Here is a 17,750-nt window from a genome sequence, read left to right as displayed (position 1 = left end):
CAAAAAAATCATGCGACCGGGAAAAGATTGCGCCATCGATCGAGGTGGCGGCGCGCCTAACGTGCTCTCCGAACAGATAGGGAGCGCAGCGATGGCCTCGTTCGACCGCTATATCGTCAATCCAGGGCCGAAGGCGATCGTGTCGGGCGCGTCGGCCGCCTGCAGCAGCGACAATGCCATCGTCACCGAGACGATCCTGCAGACGATGGCGGAGGGCGGCAACGCCATCGACGCCGCGGTCGCCGGCTGCATGGTCCAAGCCGCTGTCGAGCCGTTCCTGACCAACCATACTGGAACGATCAGCCTGCTGTTCTACGAGGCATCGACCGGCAGCTTCCACCAGCTGCACAGCGCCGGCACCTTTCCGGCCGGCCTTGCACCTTTCCGGCCGATCCCGCGCATGGCGACGGGCTATGCGCGACTGCCGCCAGCGGCCTGCATTCCCGGTTTCATGCCGGGGCTCGGCGCCATGCACGCGCGCTTTGGCCGCAGTCCGTGGCCGCGCCTGGTCGAGCCGGCGATCCGCTGGGCGGAGGAGGGACACCCGGTTTCCAGCTTCGAATATGGCGTGACCATCTCCGAGCAGGACTTCATCACCTATTTCCCCGAGGGTCGAGCGTTCTACATGCCCGGCGGCTTCTACCCGGCGGTCGGCGAGCGGTTTCGCAATCCGTCGTTGGCCGAGACGCTGCGCGGCGTCGCGCGCGACGGGCCCGATCACATGATCCGTGGCGCGTGGGCGAGCGCGTTCGTCGCGAAGGCCAACGCGATGGGCTGGCCGATCACGCTGGCTCACATGGCCGAAAATCCCCCGCGCTGGATCGATCCGCTGCGACTGGCGCATGCCGGGCAGGAGATCGTGGCATTGGGTCCGCCCGAACAGCAGGGCGCCTTCATCGCCATGGTGTTGGGCATGCTGGATGCGCTCGACCTGCGATCGATGACGCCGGGATCGGCCGAGGCATTGTTCTCGATGGCTCATGCTCTGCGGCTTGGTCTGTACTTCTGTGGCTTCCTCGGCGATCCGATCGTGGCCCGCTATGATGTGGCGGCTCTGCTGGACGGGGATTTCCATCGATCGCTCGCGCGGCTGATCGCGGGCATGCGGCCGGATCACGATCTGACCGAGCATCTGCGCCTCGTCGCCGGCCCGACCACGCGCGGCGACGGCCACGGGCTGGCAGGACGCCCCTCGGTGAAGCCCGAGCAGCCGACCGGCAGCTGCGAACTGAGCATCGTCGACGCGGCCGGAAACTGGGTGCAGATGATGAACACGCTGCAATCCGGCGGCATACCCGGCATGGTCGTCGGCGGGGTGCCAATGGTGGGATCGCACGCCACCTTCGCCGGCGTGAGCGGGCATTTCGATATCAAGCTGGTGCCCGGCGCGCGGCTGCGCACGATCGTCGGCAACACCTTTGTGCTGCGCGACGGCGCCCCGGCCTATGCGCTCGGCACGCCTGGCAACGTCTTCTGCACCATCCCCCAGGTGCTCGTGAATCTGCTCGATTGGCGGATGACGCCCGAAGCCGCGATCGCCGCGCCGCGGATGTTGGAGCTGGGCGAGGATGGCGCGCTCACGATCGAGGATCGCATCGATGCCGACGCCATTGCTGGTCTGGCGAGGATGGGCGTGCCGACCGGAGTCTTGCCGCCCTGGGACTGGCACATGGGATCGTTCCAGATGTGCTATCGCGACGCACAGACTGGGCGGCTGGGTGCGGTGGCCGATCCACGCCGTACCGGTGTGGCGGGCGGCCTACCCTAGCTCAGGCGAGACTGGCGGCGAGCAGCCATTCGCGGAACGCGCGCACCTTTGGCAGATCAGATCGCCCCCGCGGGCAGATCAGGTAATATCCGCCGTCGTAGATCGTGGTGGTCGCGAACGGCACGACCAGTGCGCCGCTGCGCAGTTCCTCCTCGATCAGGAAGCGGGGCAGCAATGCTGCACCAAGGCCAGCGACCGCCGCCTGGATCACCATGAAGAAATGCTCGAAGATCGGGCCGCTGGGCGCGATATCGGCGAGGCCCGTCGACGCCAGCCATTGTGGCCACGCTCCGGGGCGGGTCGAATGCTGAAGCAGAACGTGGCCGCGTAACCCCTCGGGTGTGTCGAGCGGCGTGGGGCCCGTGCGCAGGTCGGGGCTGCACACCACGACCATCTCCTCGGTCAGGCCGAGCCGGTAGACGTCCTGTTCCGGCCAGTCGCCATTGCCGTAGCGCAACGCGACGTCTTCATTCTGCGACCAAAGGATCAGCGGCCCATCGCCCGACACGAGGTTCACGGTGATGAGCGGATGCGCGGCGGCGAACGAGGCGAGGCGGGGGATCAACCAGCGCATCGCGAAGGTCGGCAGGGCATTGATCGTCAGCACGCCGCCACCACGCTCGTTCGCCATCATCTGGAGCGTGGCCATCTCGATGCCGTCGAGCGCGTCGCGCACCGTGGCCGAATAGGTCAGGCCCTCCTCGGTCAGCTCGAGCTGACGCTTGCCGCGCGTGAAGAGCGCGAGACCGAGGAACTGCTCTAGCGCGCGCACCTGACGGCTGGCGGCGCTTTGCGTCACGTTGAGTTCGGCGGCGGCCTCGGTGAAGCTCATCAGTCGCGCCACCGCCTCGAACGTACGGAGCGCGGTGAGCGATGGCAGCAGCCGACGACGCACTAAAGATGCAAGGAAGTCATGGCGGCACGAAATTAGTGCGGCTGGTCCGTTATCGGCAAGTCCCTTAATCCAGTATTCGCATCCAACCGACTGGTGACGCATGATCCTTTTCCACCTTGCCTTCCGCGTCGACGACATCGCCTCGACGCGGCGCTTCTATGGCGAGCTGCTCGGCTGCCGGCAGGGTCGCGAGGCGCCGAACTGGATCGACTTCGACTTTTTCGGGCATCAGATCTCGGCACATATCGGCCCTCGGCCCGAAAGCGTGCTGATGACACGCGTGGACGACGAGGACGTGCCGCTGGTCCACTTCGGTGCCATTCTCGGCTGGGAAGAATGGGATGCTCTCGCGCGCCGGATCGCTGCATCCGATAATCGCTTCGTCGTCGAGCCGCACGTCCGCTTCGTTGCCAAGCCGGGTGAGCAGGGGACGTTCTTTGTCGCCGATCCGTCCGGCAACGTGCTGGAGTTCAAGGCTTTTCGTCATCCTTCCGCAATATTCGACGGCGACGACAACGGACTGGAGCGGGTGGCATGAAGGTGACGATCATCGGCGCAGGTGCGATCGGCGGCCTTGCTGGCGCCTACATGTCAAAGGCGGGGCACGATGTGCTGCTGGTTGATCGCTGGGCTGAGCATGTCGACGCGATAAACCGCGACGGCCTGTATATCGACGGCATACGCGGCGAGATGCGCGTGCCGGTGCGCGCCGAGCATATCGGCGCGCTCAAGGGGCCGCTGGAAGCGGTGCTGATTGCGACCAAATCGCAGCACACGGAAGAGGCGGTGTGCCAGATCCTGCCGCTGATGGGCGCAGACAGCTTCATCGTCTCGTTCCAGAACGGCTTCAACGAACCGGCCATCGCCGGCCTGCTTGACGAGTACGGTCTGGGGGGCGCCGACAATGTCATTGGTTCGATCCCGAACTATGGCGGCGCGTTGGTCGATCCGGGCCATTTGGAGTTCGTGCACGAGGGCCCGATCCAGCTCGGCGAGATGCGCCGCGGCAGGACTGCCCGGCTTACGGCGCTGGGCGAGATGCTGGGGACGCTGACCGAGGTGCAGCTTTCGGACAATATCTGGGGACAGATCTGGGCGAAGGAGGTCTACAGCGCGCAGGTCGTCTTCTCGGCGTTGGCAGACGCGCGGATTCATGAGACGTTGGGCAACGAGCGGTTTGCAAGGATTGCTGGCGCCGTCGTGCGCGAAGCCCTCGGAATTGCCGATGCTAACGGCATTGCAGTCGAAGCGTTCGATTTCTTCGATCCGTCCAATTACCGTGTTGAAACTGCTGCCGATACGTCCAAGCTGCTCGCAAACATCAATCATGCGATTTGGTTGCTAAAGAAGGATCAGAAGCCCGGGGGCCATGTGTTCCGAAAGCAGGGGTCCGGCATCTGGTGGGATATCGTCTATCGCAAACGGCAGTCTGAGGTCCGGGCCTCGAATGGCAAGCTGATCGAACTCGGGAAGAAGGTCGGCGCTGATGTTCGCCTCAACGATCGCATGTGCACGATGATCTACGAGATCGAGGACGGAAAACGTCAACTCGGTTTTCACAATTTTGAGGAACTAGGCGCCTACGCCGAAGAGATTGGACGTGCTTTGCCCTAGAAGTTCCTTTGATCTCAGCGAGGCAATCTTCATGATTGGCGTGGTTGCCGTACCATAATTGCATCGGCAGTAAAACTGTATTGACGCGTCAGAAATCAACTGGATCTGTATCTTGTGATAATGCGTCTGAATTAGATCGGTATCGCGCGGCACAGAGTTGCAGGTACATCCGTAAAGTTCGGAACGTCGGCCATGACATCAGGTGTTTTCGGCGCAGCCATCGCTATTTTTACAGATTCATCATCCCGAAAAAGCAATTGACATATTGCAATCGTCCCCTCGGTTGCCCGCTCCGGGAAGAATGCCGTGGCGCTAACGAGCCCATACTGTCCCCAAGCCGTCCTGACGTGACCTAGATGTTGTTCAATATAATATTCCGGTCGAACCGGGTCTCGGGCGTGCCTCTGTAGGTAACATAGATGACTACCTGCGCGTTCGGATCGGTCATGTGGCGTGCAACCGGCTCGGTAGAAACTTCTCCCGGCGCCCGCGGCTTCGCTGCGTCGCGGGTCCGCAACCTGCCTGCCCGATCGTCGCCAAGGGGCAGAAGCGACGACCGGGGGCCGCTGCGGGTCAGCGCAACGGCGAGGTTCACCGGACCATCAGGCCAGTTCCGGCGAAAGGGGCATCAGCTTCCGATCGACGCGCGATCGACCGCCACCCGCGTCACGGCATCGCCGTCATGGTTCACCGCGACCGTCCAGCTGACATCGTGGAGCATATCCTCGACGGCCTCGAATTTGTTCGACGTGCAGCGCATCTGCGACGGCGCCGCGTCCTTGCAGCGCGCGCCCGCCCTGACGAGCAGCGCACGCGCGCTGGCGACGCTCGAGCCGGCCGGAATCGACGCGGCCAAGCCCGAGCGTGCGGCATCGATGCGGTCGGTGCCCGAATAACCGAATTCGAGATCGCCGAACGTCTGCGCCTGACCGGTTACGACGATATCGCCGGCCAGCGAGGGGCTCGTCATCAGAGCGGCGGCAACCGTCGCAACGAACAGACGCGATACCATTTCATGTCTCCTTAAACGGCCTCTGCCGTCGAAGGTGATGTGCTCCTGCCGGGCTCCGAAAAACAGGATTGTTTCAGTATAACGACATGATCGATTTGGTATGATAGAGCGTCGCTGCGGTCTGTCCCGAGCTGCAAGCGGCTGCTTATGAGGCAAGTGGCATGAACATCGACATGCGTCAGTTGCGGTATTTTCTCGCGGTGGCTGACGAGCGGAGCGTCACGCGGGGCGCCGAGCGTCTGCATATGGCGCAGCCACCGCTCAGCCGTCGGATCCAGGAACTGGAGGCTGGGATCGGAGCGCCGTTGTTCGAGCGCGGCCGCCGTCCGTTGCGGCTGACGACTGCAGGCCAGGTGATGTACGACCAAGCTAAGCTGGTGCTTGATGCGATGGACCGACTGAAGGCGCTGGTCGGGGAGGTGACCACCGCGCCGCGCGCGCGTTTCACGCTCGGTCTCGTCCCATCGACGCTTTACATCCGAATTCCAGAGATCATCGCGAAGTTGCGGGCATTGGCGCCCGACCTCGAAATTGGCCTGGCCGAGATGGACAGCCGCGAGCAGGTGCGCGCATTGGGCGACGGCCGCATCGATGTCGGTTTCGATCGGATCGTCGTCGACGATCCCCATCTCCGTCACGAGGTGATGCGCGAGGAATCTTTGATCGTCGCGGTTCCGGCCGACGATCCGTTGCTGGCCGACGCCGGGCCCGTACCGCTCGCACGTCTCGCAGCCGAACCGCTCCTGCTCTACCCAAGCTCCCCCCGGCCGAGCTTCGCCGACCTGGTGCTGGCAGCGCTGAAGGCACAGGCGGTCGCGCCGTCGAAGATTTTGGAAGTTCGTGAGCTGCAGACCGCTGTGGTCATGGTCGCCTCGGGCGCGGGGCGCTGTATCGTGCCCGAGAGCGTTCGCCGGCTTGCGCGCCCTGACATCGCCTTCCTCGAAATTGCCGAGACCATTTCCGCACCGCTGCTCGTGCGGACGCGCCTGCATGATCGGTCGACCGGGTTGCGCCAGTTGCTCGAAGCATTTGCGGATCTCTATCCGGTTTGGGGGTGGACGCTTCCGCCCAAGATTCAAGCGTGGGCGACCGATTTAGGGAGCGCGAAAAAGCCGGCTCATTTTACTATTCCGTCGCGCCGCGAATGAAGTCCCTGTTATCGAATATTTCCAGGCAGAGCGATTATTGATCGAGTCTGGCGCATGCGCTGCGGTCGATCGATGGGAGGCAGCGTTTTCTCAGCGCAGTGTCGTAATCGAGGACGAAAAGTCCAGGCTGTTCCTGATCACTCGATTTCCCCGGCCTGTGTTCTCATGGTCATCGTATCGAAGTCGATCGCGAGCAGGTCGAGCTGCACTATCGCGTCGTTGCCGATGGAGCCCGCCCCATGCTCGCCGCGGTTGATCGTCACGTCGCCGGCGCGAAGCGGCGCGCCCGCCAGGGAGTAATCGAGTCTCGGCAATGTTCGTTCAACTGCGCTCACCGCCCCGCCCGCGCCCGCATGTATTCTGGTTTCGTCTCTGGCCGCCGCGCGCTGCGCAGGGGACACCAGGGCCAGGCCCGAGATGGTCAAGCTGGTGGCATTCGAGCCGGTGTCGAGTTGCACGCCGCGCATACCCAGCGGCGTGGATAGCGGAACGCCTAACCCGTCCTCATGCCAATAAATCCGTACTGCCGTCGTTGTGCGGCCGCTCCCGATCGCCGCGGCTGCCCCGCCGAGCTTCAGCGTGCTGCCGTGATCGAGCCAGGTGGCCCGGTGGAACGCCGCCAGGATGGGAAGCCCGAGGATGCCGGGTATGACCCGATCATGGCGCAGTTTGAGCATGGCGTCGGGAAGCACCAGCACCGGCACATGCTCGACGCTCGCCGAGCCCAGTGTCAGCTTGTCGATCATGCCCAATCTGCCGTCGACCTGGATCGCGGTGATTGTGCCGACGCGTGCTTGCCCTTGTTCGAACCGGACGCCCAATTTCGCCGCCGTGCTTTCGGGAACGGTCGTGATCTCGGCGCCTGTGTCGACCAGCCAGGATGACGTTTGCCCATTCGCTGCAACCTGGATGCTGAGTACCCCCTCCTCGCTCCGGGATAGAGGTGCTGTCACGTCGCCTGTCGCGCGGATCGGCGGTTCATGCCGGAATGCCTCCGCCTGGCTCAGGTCATTTTCGTCCTCGGAATCGCCCGAGATGTCGACGGACTGGCGACAAGCCCTGACCCGTCGTTCCCCACCGACCAGCACGCCGTAATCAAGGCATAAGCGATGCCAAAGCATGGCGCGCTCCGCCTGCGGGGCCGTCGGGTGACGCGCAAGCCATCGCTCGATGGCTTCGTTTTCCGGCTGTCCCCCATGTTCGGCATCATACGCCAGCGAGAGTGCGCCTCGTGCGGGGCGAGGGCCATAATTGTCCGGTTGCGGGAGCGCCTCAGCTGCAAGCGCGAGGAATAGGAACGACATGATCACCTACGCGGGATAAAGATGGGAGACAGGATGGGCCGGGCAGCGCGATATTATTCAGCAGGCCGGCCATTCCGCGGGCGCGCCACGGCATACATCGCGCTGGTCATCTCTTTGTAGAGCGCGATGCGATCGGTTCCCCGGGTATAGACTTCGGCCATGCTGTGCGTGGCGCCGGGGACGTAAGTGACGTCGGCGCGCACCCCGGCATCGCGCAATGCGGTTTCGAGCCGGCGCACCGAGCCGTCGAGAAAATAGGAATCGGCAGCGCCGACCGTGAGATGGATCTTGCCGTCGAGCGCGCGCCTCAAGCGCGGCGAGGCGGTCTCGACGATATGGCCGATGTCGTAATGATCGCGCCAATATGCCGAAACCACTGGGTCGATCGCGCCGGTTTCGCGGTCGAACAGAAAGGCTGGCGAGCCGTCGGGGCGTCGCGGCGAGAAGGTCCAGTCGAACGAGCGCAATTGGCCGCCATCATGGCCCCGCACCGCCTCGAGCTTCGTGGCCTGCTCGATGGTCGCCCGGATCGTGTCGTGATCGCGCTCCATCGGACGCGCCGCGCCATTGGCATCGCGGTACATGTTCGCGCCGGGCGCATAGAGATCGACCCCCACGAAATCGTGGAAATCCACCGGATCGGGCGAGCTCGGCCAGCTTCCGCCGAAGAGCTTTGGATATCGCACCATGGTCCACAGGGCGAACCAGCCGCCCGAGCTGTGCCCGGTCAGAAAACGCCCCGAAGGTTTCGCGTCCATCCGGTATCGGGCCTCGAGCGCCGGAATGACCTCACGGGTCAGTGCCCGGCCCCACGGACCGTTGTTGACGCTGTCGGCGAATTCGGTCGTCCCGGTCGGCGTCGCATGATCGAGGCACACCCAGATCATCGGCGGGATGGCATGCATCTCCATCAGGTGCCAGATCCGCGAGAGCTGCTGCCCGTCCAGCTTGTGCGTCGTGCCGAACGCGCCCGCCTCGTAAACGGTCGGGTAGGTGGTCCGCGCATTCGGATCGTAGCCCGGAGGCGTCAGCACCCAGGCCGCGACCGTCTGGCTTTTGCCGCGAAAGCGCGTCAGCAGTTTCGATATGATCCGCTCGTCATGCAGGTGCGGGCGGGACGCGGCGATCTGTTCCGCCGCCCTCGGCGGGATGCCGGCCGTATCGAATTGACCGGGCTCCGGCGCGACGGCGTGGTCGAGCGGGATCGTGGGGCTGGACGTCAGCGGGAAGCGGATCGTCACCACCCTGGAAACGAGATCGCCCGGTCCCCGGCCGCCATAAGCGTAATCACGGTCACGATCGAGCACGGCCTGCACGCGATATTCGCCGGCGGGCAGCGTCGCGAAGCTGTCGGGAAACGCCGTTCGTCCCGTATCGATCGTGATCGTGCGATCGGTGCCGAACGTCGAAACGTCGCGCGCGGCGACGGAGACCCCGGTGCTCGCGGGATCGCCGACATCCACATGCCCGGCGCTGCCGTTCCCGGCGGTGGCCGGCTCGACGAACAGAAGCAGTCGACCGCCGGCATCGCCGGCGATGCCGGGCGGCAGCGTCACGGTGACGCGCGTTTCGGGTGCGGTCGCCCCGATCAGGGCGAGTGCGAGGATGGCAAGGACAGCACGCATGGCAACTCACTATCTGTTGATCATCGGGTCCAAGGCCCCGCCCGGAGGCGAGACCTTTACGCTCGGGTGATGGTCAGGCGCACGTCGACGATATTGCACTTGGCGTTAGGTGCACGCCGGCCTCATCAAGGGTTTGACCGGTCGCAGCGTATCGACATGCCAGCCAATCCGACAATTCGCTCGACCGCCCTTGGGAGGAAGGGCCTGCCTGGGCAAGCCCATCAGAGGATGGTGAGGCGCACGTCGATATTGCCGCGCGTCGCATTGGAATAGGGGCAGGTGTGGTGCGCGGTCTCGACCAGCAGCTGCGCGTCTTCGCGATTGAGGCCAGGCAGCGCCACGGTCAGTTCGACCTCGATACCGAAGCCGCCCTCGGTCCGCATGCCGATGCCGACGGTCGCGGTCACGGTGGCCTCGTCAGCCACCGTCAGCTTGAGTTGGCGCGCGGCGAACTTCAGCGCACCGAGGAAGCAGGCGGAATAGCCCGATGCGAACAGTTGCTCGGGGTTGGTGCCCTCGCCGCCGGCGCCGCCGAGTTCCCTGGGCGTGGACAGCACGAGGTCCAGCTTGCCGTCTTCGGTGCGGGCGCGGCCGTCACGGCCTCCGTTCGCGGTGGCCGAGGTGCGATACTTGACGTCGAGAGACATGGTCATTCCTTCACTGGTGGCAGGCGGTGGGGGTTTTGGGCGTTGTTCGGCGCACTCAGGCCACGGCGGTCTTCGAGCGGCGGCGGGCGTCGCTGACGGTCAGCGAGACGGCCGAGACGAGGAAGTAAAAGGCGCCGAACGCGGCATAAGGTGCGATGTTGGCGATGCCGACGGCTTCAGCGCCGGATGCCTGCTTCAGCATGAACACGCCGGCGAGGACGGACTGCGCGCCGCTGAGGATCATCGCCCACTGCGCGCCATAGGACTTCCAGCGCTTCACGCCGGTGGCCAGCTGGAGCAGTCCCGACAGCGACGCCCAGATGCCGAAAACCTTGAGGACGTCATGCATGCCGTGCCCAAGCGTCGAAGCGACGGCGACCGCGGTCACGATGCTGACGACAAAATTGAGCATCTGGCTCTTGTTCCGGCCCAGACCGCCGCTCCGGCTGGAATCCAGATAGTTCGCGATCGCGTCCCAGGCGGGGTAGGCGACGAGCATGACGGCGGCCAGCGGCGGCATGGTCTTGCCGACCGTGAAGGCCAGCGCGACCCATATGGTCGAGACGGCGAAGCGCAGGAAATAATAGGTTTTCAGCCAATCGTTGTTCGGGCCTTGCGCTTTGGCGGATGTCGTCATGATGATGTCCTTTCATGTGATGAAGGCACGCGTCTCCGATTCCCGGAACCGGGTGCGACGGTGGTTGGAGGATGTCTGTGATGGCGCGGCCGCTTCAGGACGGCCGCGGGGCGGGAGACGCTACAGTCGGAAGCGTCTCGGCAGGCGCCATCGCGCCGCGCCCGCCACGGCCGCGCAGCCGATGGAATACCAGACCACGACATAGAGCGGGTCGTTGAAGGGGCAGCAGAAGGCGAACACGAGCGCACCGACGGTGCCTGCCGCAATGCCCGATGCGATCGCGCTGAGTTTCGGCTGCGTGGGCGCGGCACGCCGCATCAGCATGCCCAGCATCGCCACGACCGGCAGCGACAGCACGAAGATCGACCCCGCGCAGATGATGCCGTGGACCGGATCGAGGCGCTGAAGCAACGTCTGCCCGCTCAAGCCAACAGGTGCGACGAACATGCCGCCAACGATTGCGACGACCGCCAGGGCGCAGGCGAACAACACGCCCCGGCGAGGCCGAGCGGTGGGAGCGAAGGACCGGATCGCAACCGTACAGGCGATACCGGCCAGCACGGCGAGGCTTCCCACCCTCCACATTAAATAGGGGGAATGGCCCATATCGCCCATATCCCGGCGCATCGCGCCCAAACCGAGGATCAGCGCGAGCTCGACGACGCCAAGGGCCGCGACCAGCCCGGCTTCGCGCAGCATGCGCCGCGGGCGGACGGGCGCGAGATTGGCGGACAGATCCAGGACGAGGCTTTCACTCGACATCGTTGGTCTTCTCTATGAATGCCGTCAGGCGTGCGAGCCCGCGGTGAATGTTCATCTTGATGGCGGAGGGCGACAGGCCGGTCTCGCCCGACGCATCCTCGATAGTGTAGCCCTGCACCTTGACCAGCAGGATCGCCTGCGCCTGTGCCGGGCGTAATTCTTCGAGGAGGCTGGCGAGAACCGAAGCGCTGACCACCGATGCTTCATGATCGCCGATCGACAAATTCTCGGGCAGCTCCTCGACGGGACGTCGCCCGAGGCTGCGAAGCTGATCGACCCATTTATGCTTGGCGATCGCCGCCAGCCACGGGCCGAACGGATAGTGCGGGTCATAGGTATGCCGCCGCCGGTGGATGGCGAGCAGCGTTTCCTGCACCGCATCGTCGACCTCGCCGGGGGGCAGGCGCCGCTGGAAATAGCGGGTCAGCCAGATCGAGACTTCGCCGAGCAGGCGGCGATAGGCGCCGCCATGTCCATTTTGCGCGGCGACCATCAGGCCGCCCCAGTCGTCCGGTGCCGTCAGCGATGGTCGCTCACGCGCTGCCCCTGTCGCATCGGACGACGGCCTGGAGATCAGCCTCGAGAGAAAGTCCGCATGCATGATCCCTTATTCGGGCAATGCGCGGGATCGGTCACCTCGCAGCCGAATTTTTCTGCGTCGCGGGAGATTGGTCTGTCCGTATGCCCGGACGACGGGATGACCGGAGCCTTGGCACAACAGCGCCATAAGCGGACATGCAGAGCGATGGCGTCGCCGGCGCGGAACCTGTCCCGCGTTCATTGCGCTTAGCGAAGCACGTGATCGGCATCGACCTTTGCGCGACTTGTTCGTTCGTTGCCGTATAGCTGCTGGAGGACGTCCGCATGGCAATCAAGGTGAATGGATCAGACGTTTCCGTGCCGGACGATCCACGCGTCTCATTGCTCGATCTGCTGCGCGAGACCTTGCATCTTTCCGGCACCAAGAAGGGCTGCAACCAGGGCGCGTGCGGCGCCTGTACGGTTCTGGTCGACGGTGAACGCATCCTGTCGTGCCTGGCGCTGGCCGTGCAGTATGACGGCCGTGCCGTCACGTCGGTCGAGGGGTTGGCGCAAGGTGGCGAGCTTCACCCGCTCCAGACCGCGTTCGTCGAGCATGACGGCTTCCAGTGCGGCTATTGCACGCCGGGCCAGCTTTGTTCGGCAGTCGGCATGGCCGCCGAATTGAAGCGCGGTATGCCGAGCCTCGTCACGGCGGACCTCGCTGCCGATACCGTGCCGATCAGCCGCGTCGAGTTTCAGGAGCGGATGAGCGGCAATCTCTGTCGCTGCGGCGCGCATAACGGCATCATGGACGCGATCAGCGAGATTTATGGCGATCTGACGGAGGTGGCAGAATGACCCCGTTCACCTATGATCGCGCGGGCGATGTCGACGCGGCGCTGAAATTCGGGGCCGCGGGCGCCAAATATCTCGGCGGCGGCACCAATCTGGTCGATCTGATGCGCGAGACGATCGAGCAGCCGGTGGGCGTGGTGGACGTGACCGGACTCTCCTCGGCCATCGAAGAGCGTCAGGACGGCGGGCTGTTGATCGGGGCGGCGGCAAAGAACAGCGCGGTCGCCGCGCACCGCGTGGTACGCACCCGATATCCGGTGCTGGGCCGGGCCATCCTCGCTGGTGCCAGTGCCCAAATCCGCAACATGGCGACGACCGGAGGAAATCTGCTCCAGCGCACCCGCTGCGCCTATTTCTACGACAATGAAGGATCGCGCTGCAACAAGCGGCAAGCCGGTCAGGGTTGCGATGCCATCGACGGGTTCAACCGCATGCACGCCATCCTCGGCGCCTCGGACGCTTGCGTGGCGACGCATCCGTCGGACATGTGCGTCGCGCTAGCCGCACTGGACGCGACGGTGCACGTCGCCACGCCGACGGGCATGCGGACGATCCCGTTCGGAGATCTTCATCGATTGCCGGGCGACCAGCCGCAGATCGACACGATGCTCGATCCCGACTGGCTGATTACCGCGATCGAATTGCCCGCGCTGCCGATCGCCGCGCGATCCACCTATCGCAAGGTGCGCGACCGATCGAGTTACGCCTTCGCGGTGATCTCGGTCGCGGCTGCGCTGGAGGTGAAGGACGGCATTGTCAGCGACGTGCGGCTCGCGCTCGGCGGCGTGGCGCACAAACCGTGGCGCGCCAGCAAGGCGGAGGCGGCCCTGAAGGGACAGCCGGCGACCGCGGCGGCATTCCGCGCTGCGGCCGAGGCCGAACTGGCCGATGCCCGACCGCTTAAAGACAATGGGTTCAAGATCGAACTTGCGACGCGCACGATCACGGCCGTGCTTGCCGACCTTGCAGGAGCCGCCGCATGAGCAACATCGTCAACGAGGCGGCGAAGGCCGTGAAGGGCGTGGTTCAGGCCGGGGTGCAGAAAGCGATCCAGCTGGCACCCGACGCCTTCATTCCCGGCGGCCGGCCGGATCCCCTGATCCGGGAGCAGCATGGCCAGGTTGGCCGCCCGCTGTCGCGCCTCGATGGCCCGCTCAAGGTGCGCGGCGCCGCGCCCTTCGCCGCCGAATTCCCGCTCGATGGGATGCTCTATGCGGCGATCGCCTTCAGCACGATCGCCAAGGGTCGCATCGTCCGCATCGACACCGAAGCGGCGGATCAGGCACCCGGTGTGAAGCTGGTAATGACGCACCTGAATGCGCCGCATATGGCCAAGGTGCCGCTCTTCATGAGCCAGCCCAAGGCGGCCGGTGGCATCGATCTGCCGATCATGCAGGACGATCGCGTGCACTGGAATGGCCAGCCGATCGCGGTCGTGCTGGCCGACACGCAGGAGCAGGCCGATCACGCCACGTCGCTGATCCACGTCGCTTACGCGACCGAGCCCGCTGCCGTGCACTATGCCGAGACCAAGGCCAAGGGCACCGAAACCGGCAAATTCATGGGCCAGCCGCTCAAGCTGGAATTCGGCAAATCCGAAGCTGCGCTGACGGCCGCGCCGCACAGGGTCGATGCGAACTACACGACCCCGCGGCACAGCCACAATGCGATCGAGCCGCATGCCACGACGCTCGCCTGGGATGGCGATACGCTGCGCGTGCACGACGCGTCGCAATTGGTGTCGCACACCGCCTGGTCGCTGGCGCAGGTCTTCGGCCTGGAGGAGGCGCAGGTCCACGTCACCTCGCCGTTCGTTGGCGGCGGGTTCGGCGGCAAGTGCCTGTGGTGGCATCAGGTTCTTGCGGCCGCAGCGGCCCGGATGGCCGGGCGCCCGGTGCGGTTGGCGCTGTCACGCGAGGGCGTCTATCGCGTCGTCGGCGGTCGCTCGTTGACCGAGCAACGCGTCGCGATCGGCGCTGCCGGCGACGGCACCTTCGCTGCGATCATCCATTCCGGAACCACGGCGATGACGCCGCACAACGAATTTCCGGAACCGTTCATCTTGCCGACGATGAGCGCTTATGCGTCGGGCACGCTGAAGCTGGGCGTGGAAGCGGTGCGCCTCGACATGCTCGCCAACACCTTCATGCGTGCGCCGGGCGAGGCGGTCGGGACGTTCGGGCTGGAGAGCGCGATCGACGAACTCGCCGTGGCAATGGACGTCGATCCGATCGAGCTGCGCCTGAAAAACGAACCGAAGAAAGACCCGGTTACCGGCGCGCCCTTCTCGCAGCGGGACGTCGAGAAGGCGTTTCGCGACGGTGCGGAGCGCTTCGGTTGGTCCCGCCGCGGTCCGGCCGGCGGTCGGCGCGAGGATGAGTGGCAGATCGGCATGGGCGTCGCCACCGCCTGCTATCCCTATCACCGCATGCCAGGTGGTGCCGCGCGCATCACTTTGAAGCACGACGGCAGCCTCGTGGTCGAAATCGCCGCGCACGAGATGGGCATGGGAACGATGACCGCCCACACGCAGGTTGTCGCCGATCGCTTCGGTCTGGCGCTCGACCAGGTCGCCTTCCGCTATGGCGACAGCTTCCAGCCGGGCGTGGTCCTTGCCGGCGGCTCGCAGCAGACCGCATCCATCGGTATATCGATCATCGCGGCGCAGCGTAAGCTGGTGGACGAACTGCTCAAATTGGCTGGAAACGATTCGCCCTTGGCCGGCCTGTCGGCCGACGACGTCGGCGGGATGGGCGGCGGCCTTGCCAAGCTGGACGAGCCGGGCCGCCACGAAAGCTATTCCTCGATCCTCGCACGCGCCCAACGCAGCGAACTGGTCGTGGAGGGCGTCGCGCCGCCGCCGCTCGAGACGCAGCATTGGTCGATGCACAGCCATGGCGCGATCTTCTGCGAGGTGCGGGTAAATGCAGTGACGGGCGAGGTGCGCGTCAGTCGCATGCTCGGCTCGTTCGACTGCGGCAGGATCCTGAATCCCAAGACTGCGGCGAGCCAGTTCCGCGGCGGGATGATCATGGGGCTGGGCCTCGCCCTGATGGAGGAGACCCTGTTCGACGAGCGCAACGGGCGCATCATGAATCCCAACCTGGCCGATTACCATCTTCCCGTGCACATGGACGTGCCGGCGATCGAAATGATGTGGACGGACATCGCCGATCCGCACGCGCCGATGGGCGCGCGCGGTATCGGCGAAATCGGGATCACCGGGGTGGGCGCCGCCGTCGCGAACGCCATCTACAATGCTACGGGCAAGCGTATCCGCGATCTGCCGATCACGCTCGATAAATTGATGTGATCATTTGCAAGGCGGGCTCGTAGCAGCCTTCAACCGCATTGCGCGTCATTCCGGCTGCCAAGCGCGCGCTGACGGTTTTCAGGAAGGAACGCTCCCTTATATCTCACCGGCTTGCCGCCGGTGGTGCCGGAAGGGCGTCTAGCCCGGTCTCTGCATCCGCGGCCTATCGCCGAACATTGGCGCTTATTAATGAGGGTTGGGCGGAGCTTCGGCGGCGATCGTGTCGTTAGAGACGCCCGTTCCCGGCGCGGCGTCACGATGCGCACGCTTTGATATTCCTGCGCGGCGCTCCGTCGCAACGAGGGCTCGACGTCCAGTGGATTCAGAACAGGCTCCAGCCCAGCAGGCGACGCCGTGGCAGCGATTGATGGACCTTCGGCTGGGGATCGTCCCAATCCCGGTCGCGGTCGCCCTTGCCCTGATAATCTGCGGCTTCCTGCTGTCCGGCAAGCTCGCGTCGGACATCCTCGTCGCCATCGGGCTGCTTGGGCTCGGTGGCTTTGCGTGCGCCGAACTCGGTCGGCTCGTTCCGATCGTGCGGCGGCTCGGCGCACCGGCCATCTTCGCGACCTTTCTCCCGTCATATCTGGTCTACGCGCATCTGCTTCCGGCGCCGCTGATCAAATCCGTGTCGGAGTTCACCAAGGCCAGCAACTTCCTGTACCTCTTCATCGCGGCGGTGATCGTCGGCAGCATCCTCAGTATGGATCGGACTGTGCTGCTGCGCGGCTTCCTGCGCGTATTCCCGACGCTGTTCGGCGGATCAATCGCCGGCTTCGCCGTCGGGATGGCGGTGGGCACGGCGCTCGGTATCGAGCCGCGCCACCTGTTTTTCATTGTCCTTGTCCCGATCATGGCCGGTGGCGTCGGCGAAGGTGCGATCCCCTTGTCGGTCGGCTATGCCGCCCAAGGGTCGGCCGGCACGCTCGGCCTGTTGCTCCCGTCGGTGATGCTCGCGAGCCTGACCGCGATCCTCTGTGCCGGCGCGCTCAACATGCTCGGCAAGTATCGGGCCGACTGGACCGGGCCCGGCCTGCTGGCGCAGGGCAGCGACACCCTTCCGGAATCGGGCCAGGCGCTGCCCGATCCATCGACGGAGACGATCGCCGCCGCCACGATGATGATCGTGACGCTCTATCTGGCCGGCGCGCTGGCCCAGCAACTGACGGGCTTCCCCGCGCCCGTCGGGATGCTGCTGCTCACCGTCGTCGTCAAGCTCGGCAGGCTGGCGTCACCGACGCTCGAAGGTGGGGCTGCGGCCGTCTATCGCTTCTTCCGGGCCGGCGTCACCTATCCGCTGCTTTTCGCGATCGGCATCGCGATGACGCCCTGGCAGCAGATCCTCGCCGCCCTCCAGCCGGCGATGGTCCTCACCATCGTCGCGACGGTCGTCGCGATCATCGGCACGGGTTTCATCCTCGCGCCGTGGTTCGGCATGCATCGGATCGACGTCGCGATCGTCAACGCCTGTCATAGCGGGCAGGGCGGTACGGGCGACGTCGCGATCCTGACGGCGGGGGATCGCGTGGCGCTGATGCCGTTCGCGCAGATCGCCACGCGAATCGGCGGCGCGATTACCGTTTCGGCCGCCCTGCTGCTTCACGCCCGCATCGGGGGATGAAAACACGGCCGCGGCGCGGTCTGCGGA

General features: G+C 65.1%; 16 protein-coding genes. 8 read left to right on the top strand and 8 right to left on the bottom strand.

Annotated features, from left to right (window positions below; all coding sequences use genetic code 11):
• The first annotated feature begins 91 nt into the window (after window positions 1-91).
• Window positions 92-1,768, top strand: a complete 1,677-nt coding sequence (locus tag K8P63_RS15620) for a gamma-glutamyltransferase family protein (protein WP_223796941.1) — start codon at window positions 92-94, stop codon at window positions 1,766-1,768.
• 1 nt (window position 1,769) lies between these two features.
• Here the strand turns inward: K8P63_RS15620 and gcvA are convergent, their stop codons facing one another.
• Window positions 1,770-2,663 (bottom strand): transcriptional regulator GcvA, encoded by an 894-nt coding sequence (gene gcvA, locus K8P63_RS15615; RefSeq protein ID WP_223796940.1) that lies wholly within the window; start codon window positions 2,661-2,663, stop codon window positions 1,770-1,772.
• 100 nt (window positions 2,664-2,763) lie between these two features.
• On the opposite strand from gcvA, the gene K8P63_RS15610 reads away from it, so the two are divergent.
• Window positions 2,764-3,201 (top strand): VOC family protein, encoded by a 438-nt coding sequence (locus K8P63_RS15610; protein ID WP_223796939.1) that lies wholly within the window; start codon window positions 2,764-2,766, stop codon window positions 3,199-3,201.
• Window positions 3,198-4,277: a ketopantoate reductase family protein gene (locus tag K8P63_RS15605; RefSeq protein ID WP_223796938.1), complete on the top strand. Its 1,080-nt coding sequence runs from the start codon at window positions 3,198-3,200 to the stop codon at window positions 4,275-4,277. The genes K8P63_RS15610 and K8P63_RS15605 overlap by 4 nt, the downstream gene beginning before the upstream one ends.
• A gap of 628 nt (window positions 4,278-4,905) precedes the next feature.
• Here the strand turns inward: K8P63_RS15605 and K8P63_RS15600 are convergent.
• Entirely contained in the window at window positions 4,906-5,289 is a 384-nt protein-coding gene (locus tag K8P63_RS15600) for a hypothetical protein (RefSeq protein ID WP_223796937.1), read from the bottom strand.
• Between the two features lie 161 nt (window positions 5,290-5,450).
• On the opposite strand from K8P63_RS15600, the gene K8P63_RS15595 reads away from it, so the two are divergent.
• A complete protein-coding gene (locus K8P63_RS15595; protein WP_223796936.1) occupies window positions 5,451-6,437 on the top strand; it encodes a LysR family transcriptional regulator in 987 nt (328 codons plus the stop codon).
• 137 nt (window positions 6,438-6,574) lie between these two features.
• On the opposite strand, the gene K8P63_RS15590 is transcribed toward K8P63_RS15595, so the two are convergent.
• From K8P63_RS15590 to K8P63_RS15565, 6 genes are all read right to left on the bottom strand, one after another.
• Window positions 6,575-7,741, bottom strand: coding sequence for a retropepsin-like aspartic protease family protein (locus tag K8P63_RS15590; protein ID WP_223796935.1), 1,167 nt, complete (start codon window positions 7,739-7,741; stop codon window positions 6,575-6,577).
• 53 nt (window positions 7,742-7,794) lie between these two features.
• Window positions 7,795-9,366, bottom strand: coding sequence for an alpha/beta hydrolase-fold protein (locus tag K8P63_RS15585; RefSeq protein ID WP_223796934.1), 1,572 nt, complete (start codon window positions 9,364-9,366; stop codon window positions 7,795-7,797).
• 221 nt (window positions 9,367-9,587) lie between these two features.
• A complete protein-coding gene (locus K8P63_RS15580; protein WP_223796933.1) occupies window positions 9,588-10,013 on the bottom strand; it encodes an organic hydroperoxide resistance protein in 426 nt (141 codons plus the stop codon).
• A 55-nt stretch (window positions 10,014-10,068) separates the two neighbouring features.
• Window positions 10,069-10,650, bottom strand: coding sequence for a DUF308 domain-containing protein (locus K8P63_RS15575; RefSeq protein ID WP_223796932.1), 582 nt, complete (start codon window positions 10,648-10,650; stop codon window positions 10,069-10,071).
• 120 nt (window positions 10,651-10,770) lie between these two features.
• Entirely contained in the window at window positions 10,771-11,349 is a 579-nt protein-coding gene (locus K8P63_RS15570; RefSeq protein WP_263282650.1) for a DUF1109 domain-containing protein, read from the bottom strand.
• Window positions 11,350-11,401: 52 nt separating this feature from the next.
• Complete coding sequence (locus K8P63_RS15565; protein ID WP_223796930.1) at window positions 11,402-11,905, bottom strand: sigma-70 family RNA polymerase sigma factor; 504 nt, start codon at window positions 11,903-11,905, stop codon at window positions 11,402-11,404.
• Window positions 11,906-12,276: 371 nt separating this feature from the next.
• Between K8P63_RS15565 and K8P63_RS15560 the strand changes: the two genes are divergently transcribed.
• From K8P63_RS15560 to K8P63_RS15545, 4 genes are all read left to right on the top strand, one after another.
• Window positions 12,277-12,792 carry a 2Fe-2S iron-sulfur cluster-binding protein gene (locus tag K8P63_RS15560; protein WP_223796929.1) on the top strand — a complete coding sequence of 172 codons (516 nt, stop codon included), beginning with the start codon at window positions 12,277-12,279 and terminating at the stop codon, window positions 12,790-12,792.
• Window positions 12,789-13,772, top strand: coding sequence for an FAD binding domain-containing protein (locus tag K8P63_RS15555; protein ID WP_223796928.1), 984 nt, complete (start codon window positions 12,789-12,791; stop codon window positions 13,770-13,772). The genes K8P63_RS15560 and K8P63_RS15555 overlap by 4 nt, the downstream gene beginning before the upstream one ends.
• Window positions 13,769-16,102: a xanthine dehydrogenase family protein molybdopterin-binding subunit gene (locus K8P63_RS15550; RefSeq protein ID WP_223796927.1), complete on the top strand. Its 2,334-nt coding sequence runs from the start codon at window positions 13,769-13,771 to the stop codon at window positions 16,100-16,102. Before K8P63_RS15555 ends, K8P63_RS15550 begins: the two co-directional genes overlap by 4 nt.
• Before the next feature lie 367 nt (window positions 16,103-16,469).
• A complete protein-coding gene (locus K8P63_RS15545; RefSeq protein WP_223796926.1) occupies window positions 16,470-17,723 on the top strand; it encodes a 2-hydroxycarboxylate transporter family protein in 1,254 nt (417 codons plus the stop codon).
• The last annotated feature ends 27 nt before the right edge of the window (window positions 17,724-17,750 follow it).

This window comes from Sphingomonas nostoxanthinifaciens (genome assembly GCF_019930585.1).
Taxonomy (GTDB): domain Bacteria; phylum Pseudomonadota; class Alphaproteobacteria; order Sphingomonadales; family Sphingomonadaceae; genus Sphingomonas_I; species Sphingomonas_I nostoxanthinifaciens.
This window is presented reverse-complemented; position numbering and strand designations above follow the sequence as displayed.

Coding starts and splice junctions, on each gene's coding strand:
- K8P63_RS15595 (WP_223796936.1), top strand. CDS start 5,451: ATGAACATCGACATGCGTCAGTTGCGGTATTTTCTCGCGGTGGCTGAC.
- K8P63_RS15600 (WP_223796937.1), bottom strand. CDS start 5,289: ATGGTATCGCGTCTGTTCGTTGCGACGGTTGCCGCCGCTCTGATGACG.
- K8P63_RS15590 (WP_223796935.1), bottom strand. CDS start 7,741: ATGTCGTTCCTATTCCTCGCGCTTGCAGCTGAGGCGCTCCCGCAACCG.
- K8P63_RS15605 (WP_223796938.1), top strand. CDS start 3,198: ATGAAGGTGACGATCATCGGCGCAGGTGCGATCGGCGGCCTTGCTGGC.
- K8P63_RS15575 (WP_223796932.1), bottom strand. CDS start 10,650: ATGACGACATCCGCCAAAGCGCAAGGCCCGAACAACGATTGGCTGAAA.
- K8P63_RS15570 (WP_263282650.1), bottom strand. CDS start 11,349: ATGCTGCGCGAAGCCGGGCTGGTCGCGGCCCTTGGCGTCGTCGAGCTC.
- K8P63_RS15585 (WP_223796934.1), bottom strand. CDS start 9,366: ATGCGTGCTGTCCTTGCCATCCTCGCACTCGCCCTGATCGGGGCGACC.
- K8P63_RS15560 (WP_223796929.1), top strand. CDS start 12,277: ATGGCAATCAAGGTGAATGGATCAGACGTTTCCGTGCCGGACGATCCA.
- K8P63_RS15610 (WP_223796939.1), top strand. CDS start 2,764: ATGATCCTTTTCCACCTTGCCTTCCGCGTCGACGACATCGCCTCGACG.
- K8P63_RS15555 (WP_223796928.1), top strand. CDS start 12,789: ATGACCCCGTTCACCTATGATCGCGCGGGCGATGTCGACGCGGCGCTG.
- K8P63_RS15580 (WP_223796933.1), bottom strand. CDS start 10,013: ATGTCTCTCGACGTCAAGTATCGCACCTCGGCCACCGCGAACGGAGGC.
- K8P63_RS15620 (WP_223796941.1), top strand. CDS start 92: ATGGCCTCGTTCGACCGCTATATCGTCAATCCAGGGCCGAAGGCGATC.
- K8P63_RS15545 (WP_223796926.1), top strand. CDS start 16,470: ATGGACCTTCGGCTGGGGATCGTCCCAATCCCGGTCGCGGTCGCCCTT.
- K8P63_RS15565 (WP_223796930.1), bottom strand. CDS start 11,905: ATGGTCGCCGCGCAAAATGGACATGGCGGCGCCTATCGCCGCCTGCTC.
- K8P63_RS15550 (WP_223796927.1), top strand. CDS start 13,769: ATGAGCAACATCGTCAACGAGGCGGCGAAGGCCGTGAAGGGCGTGGTT.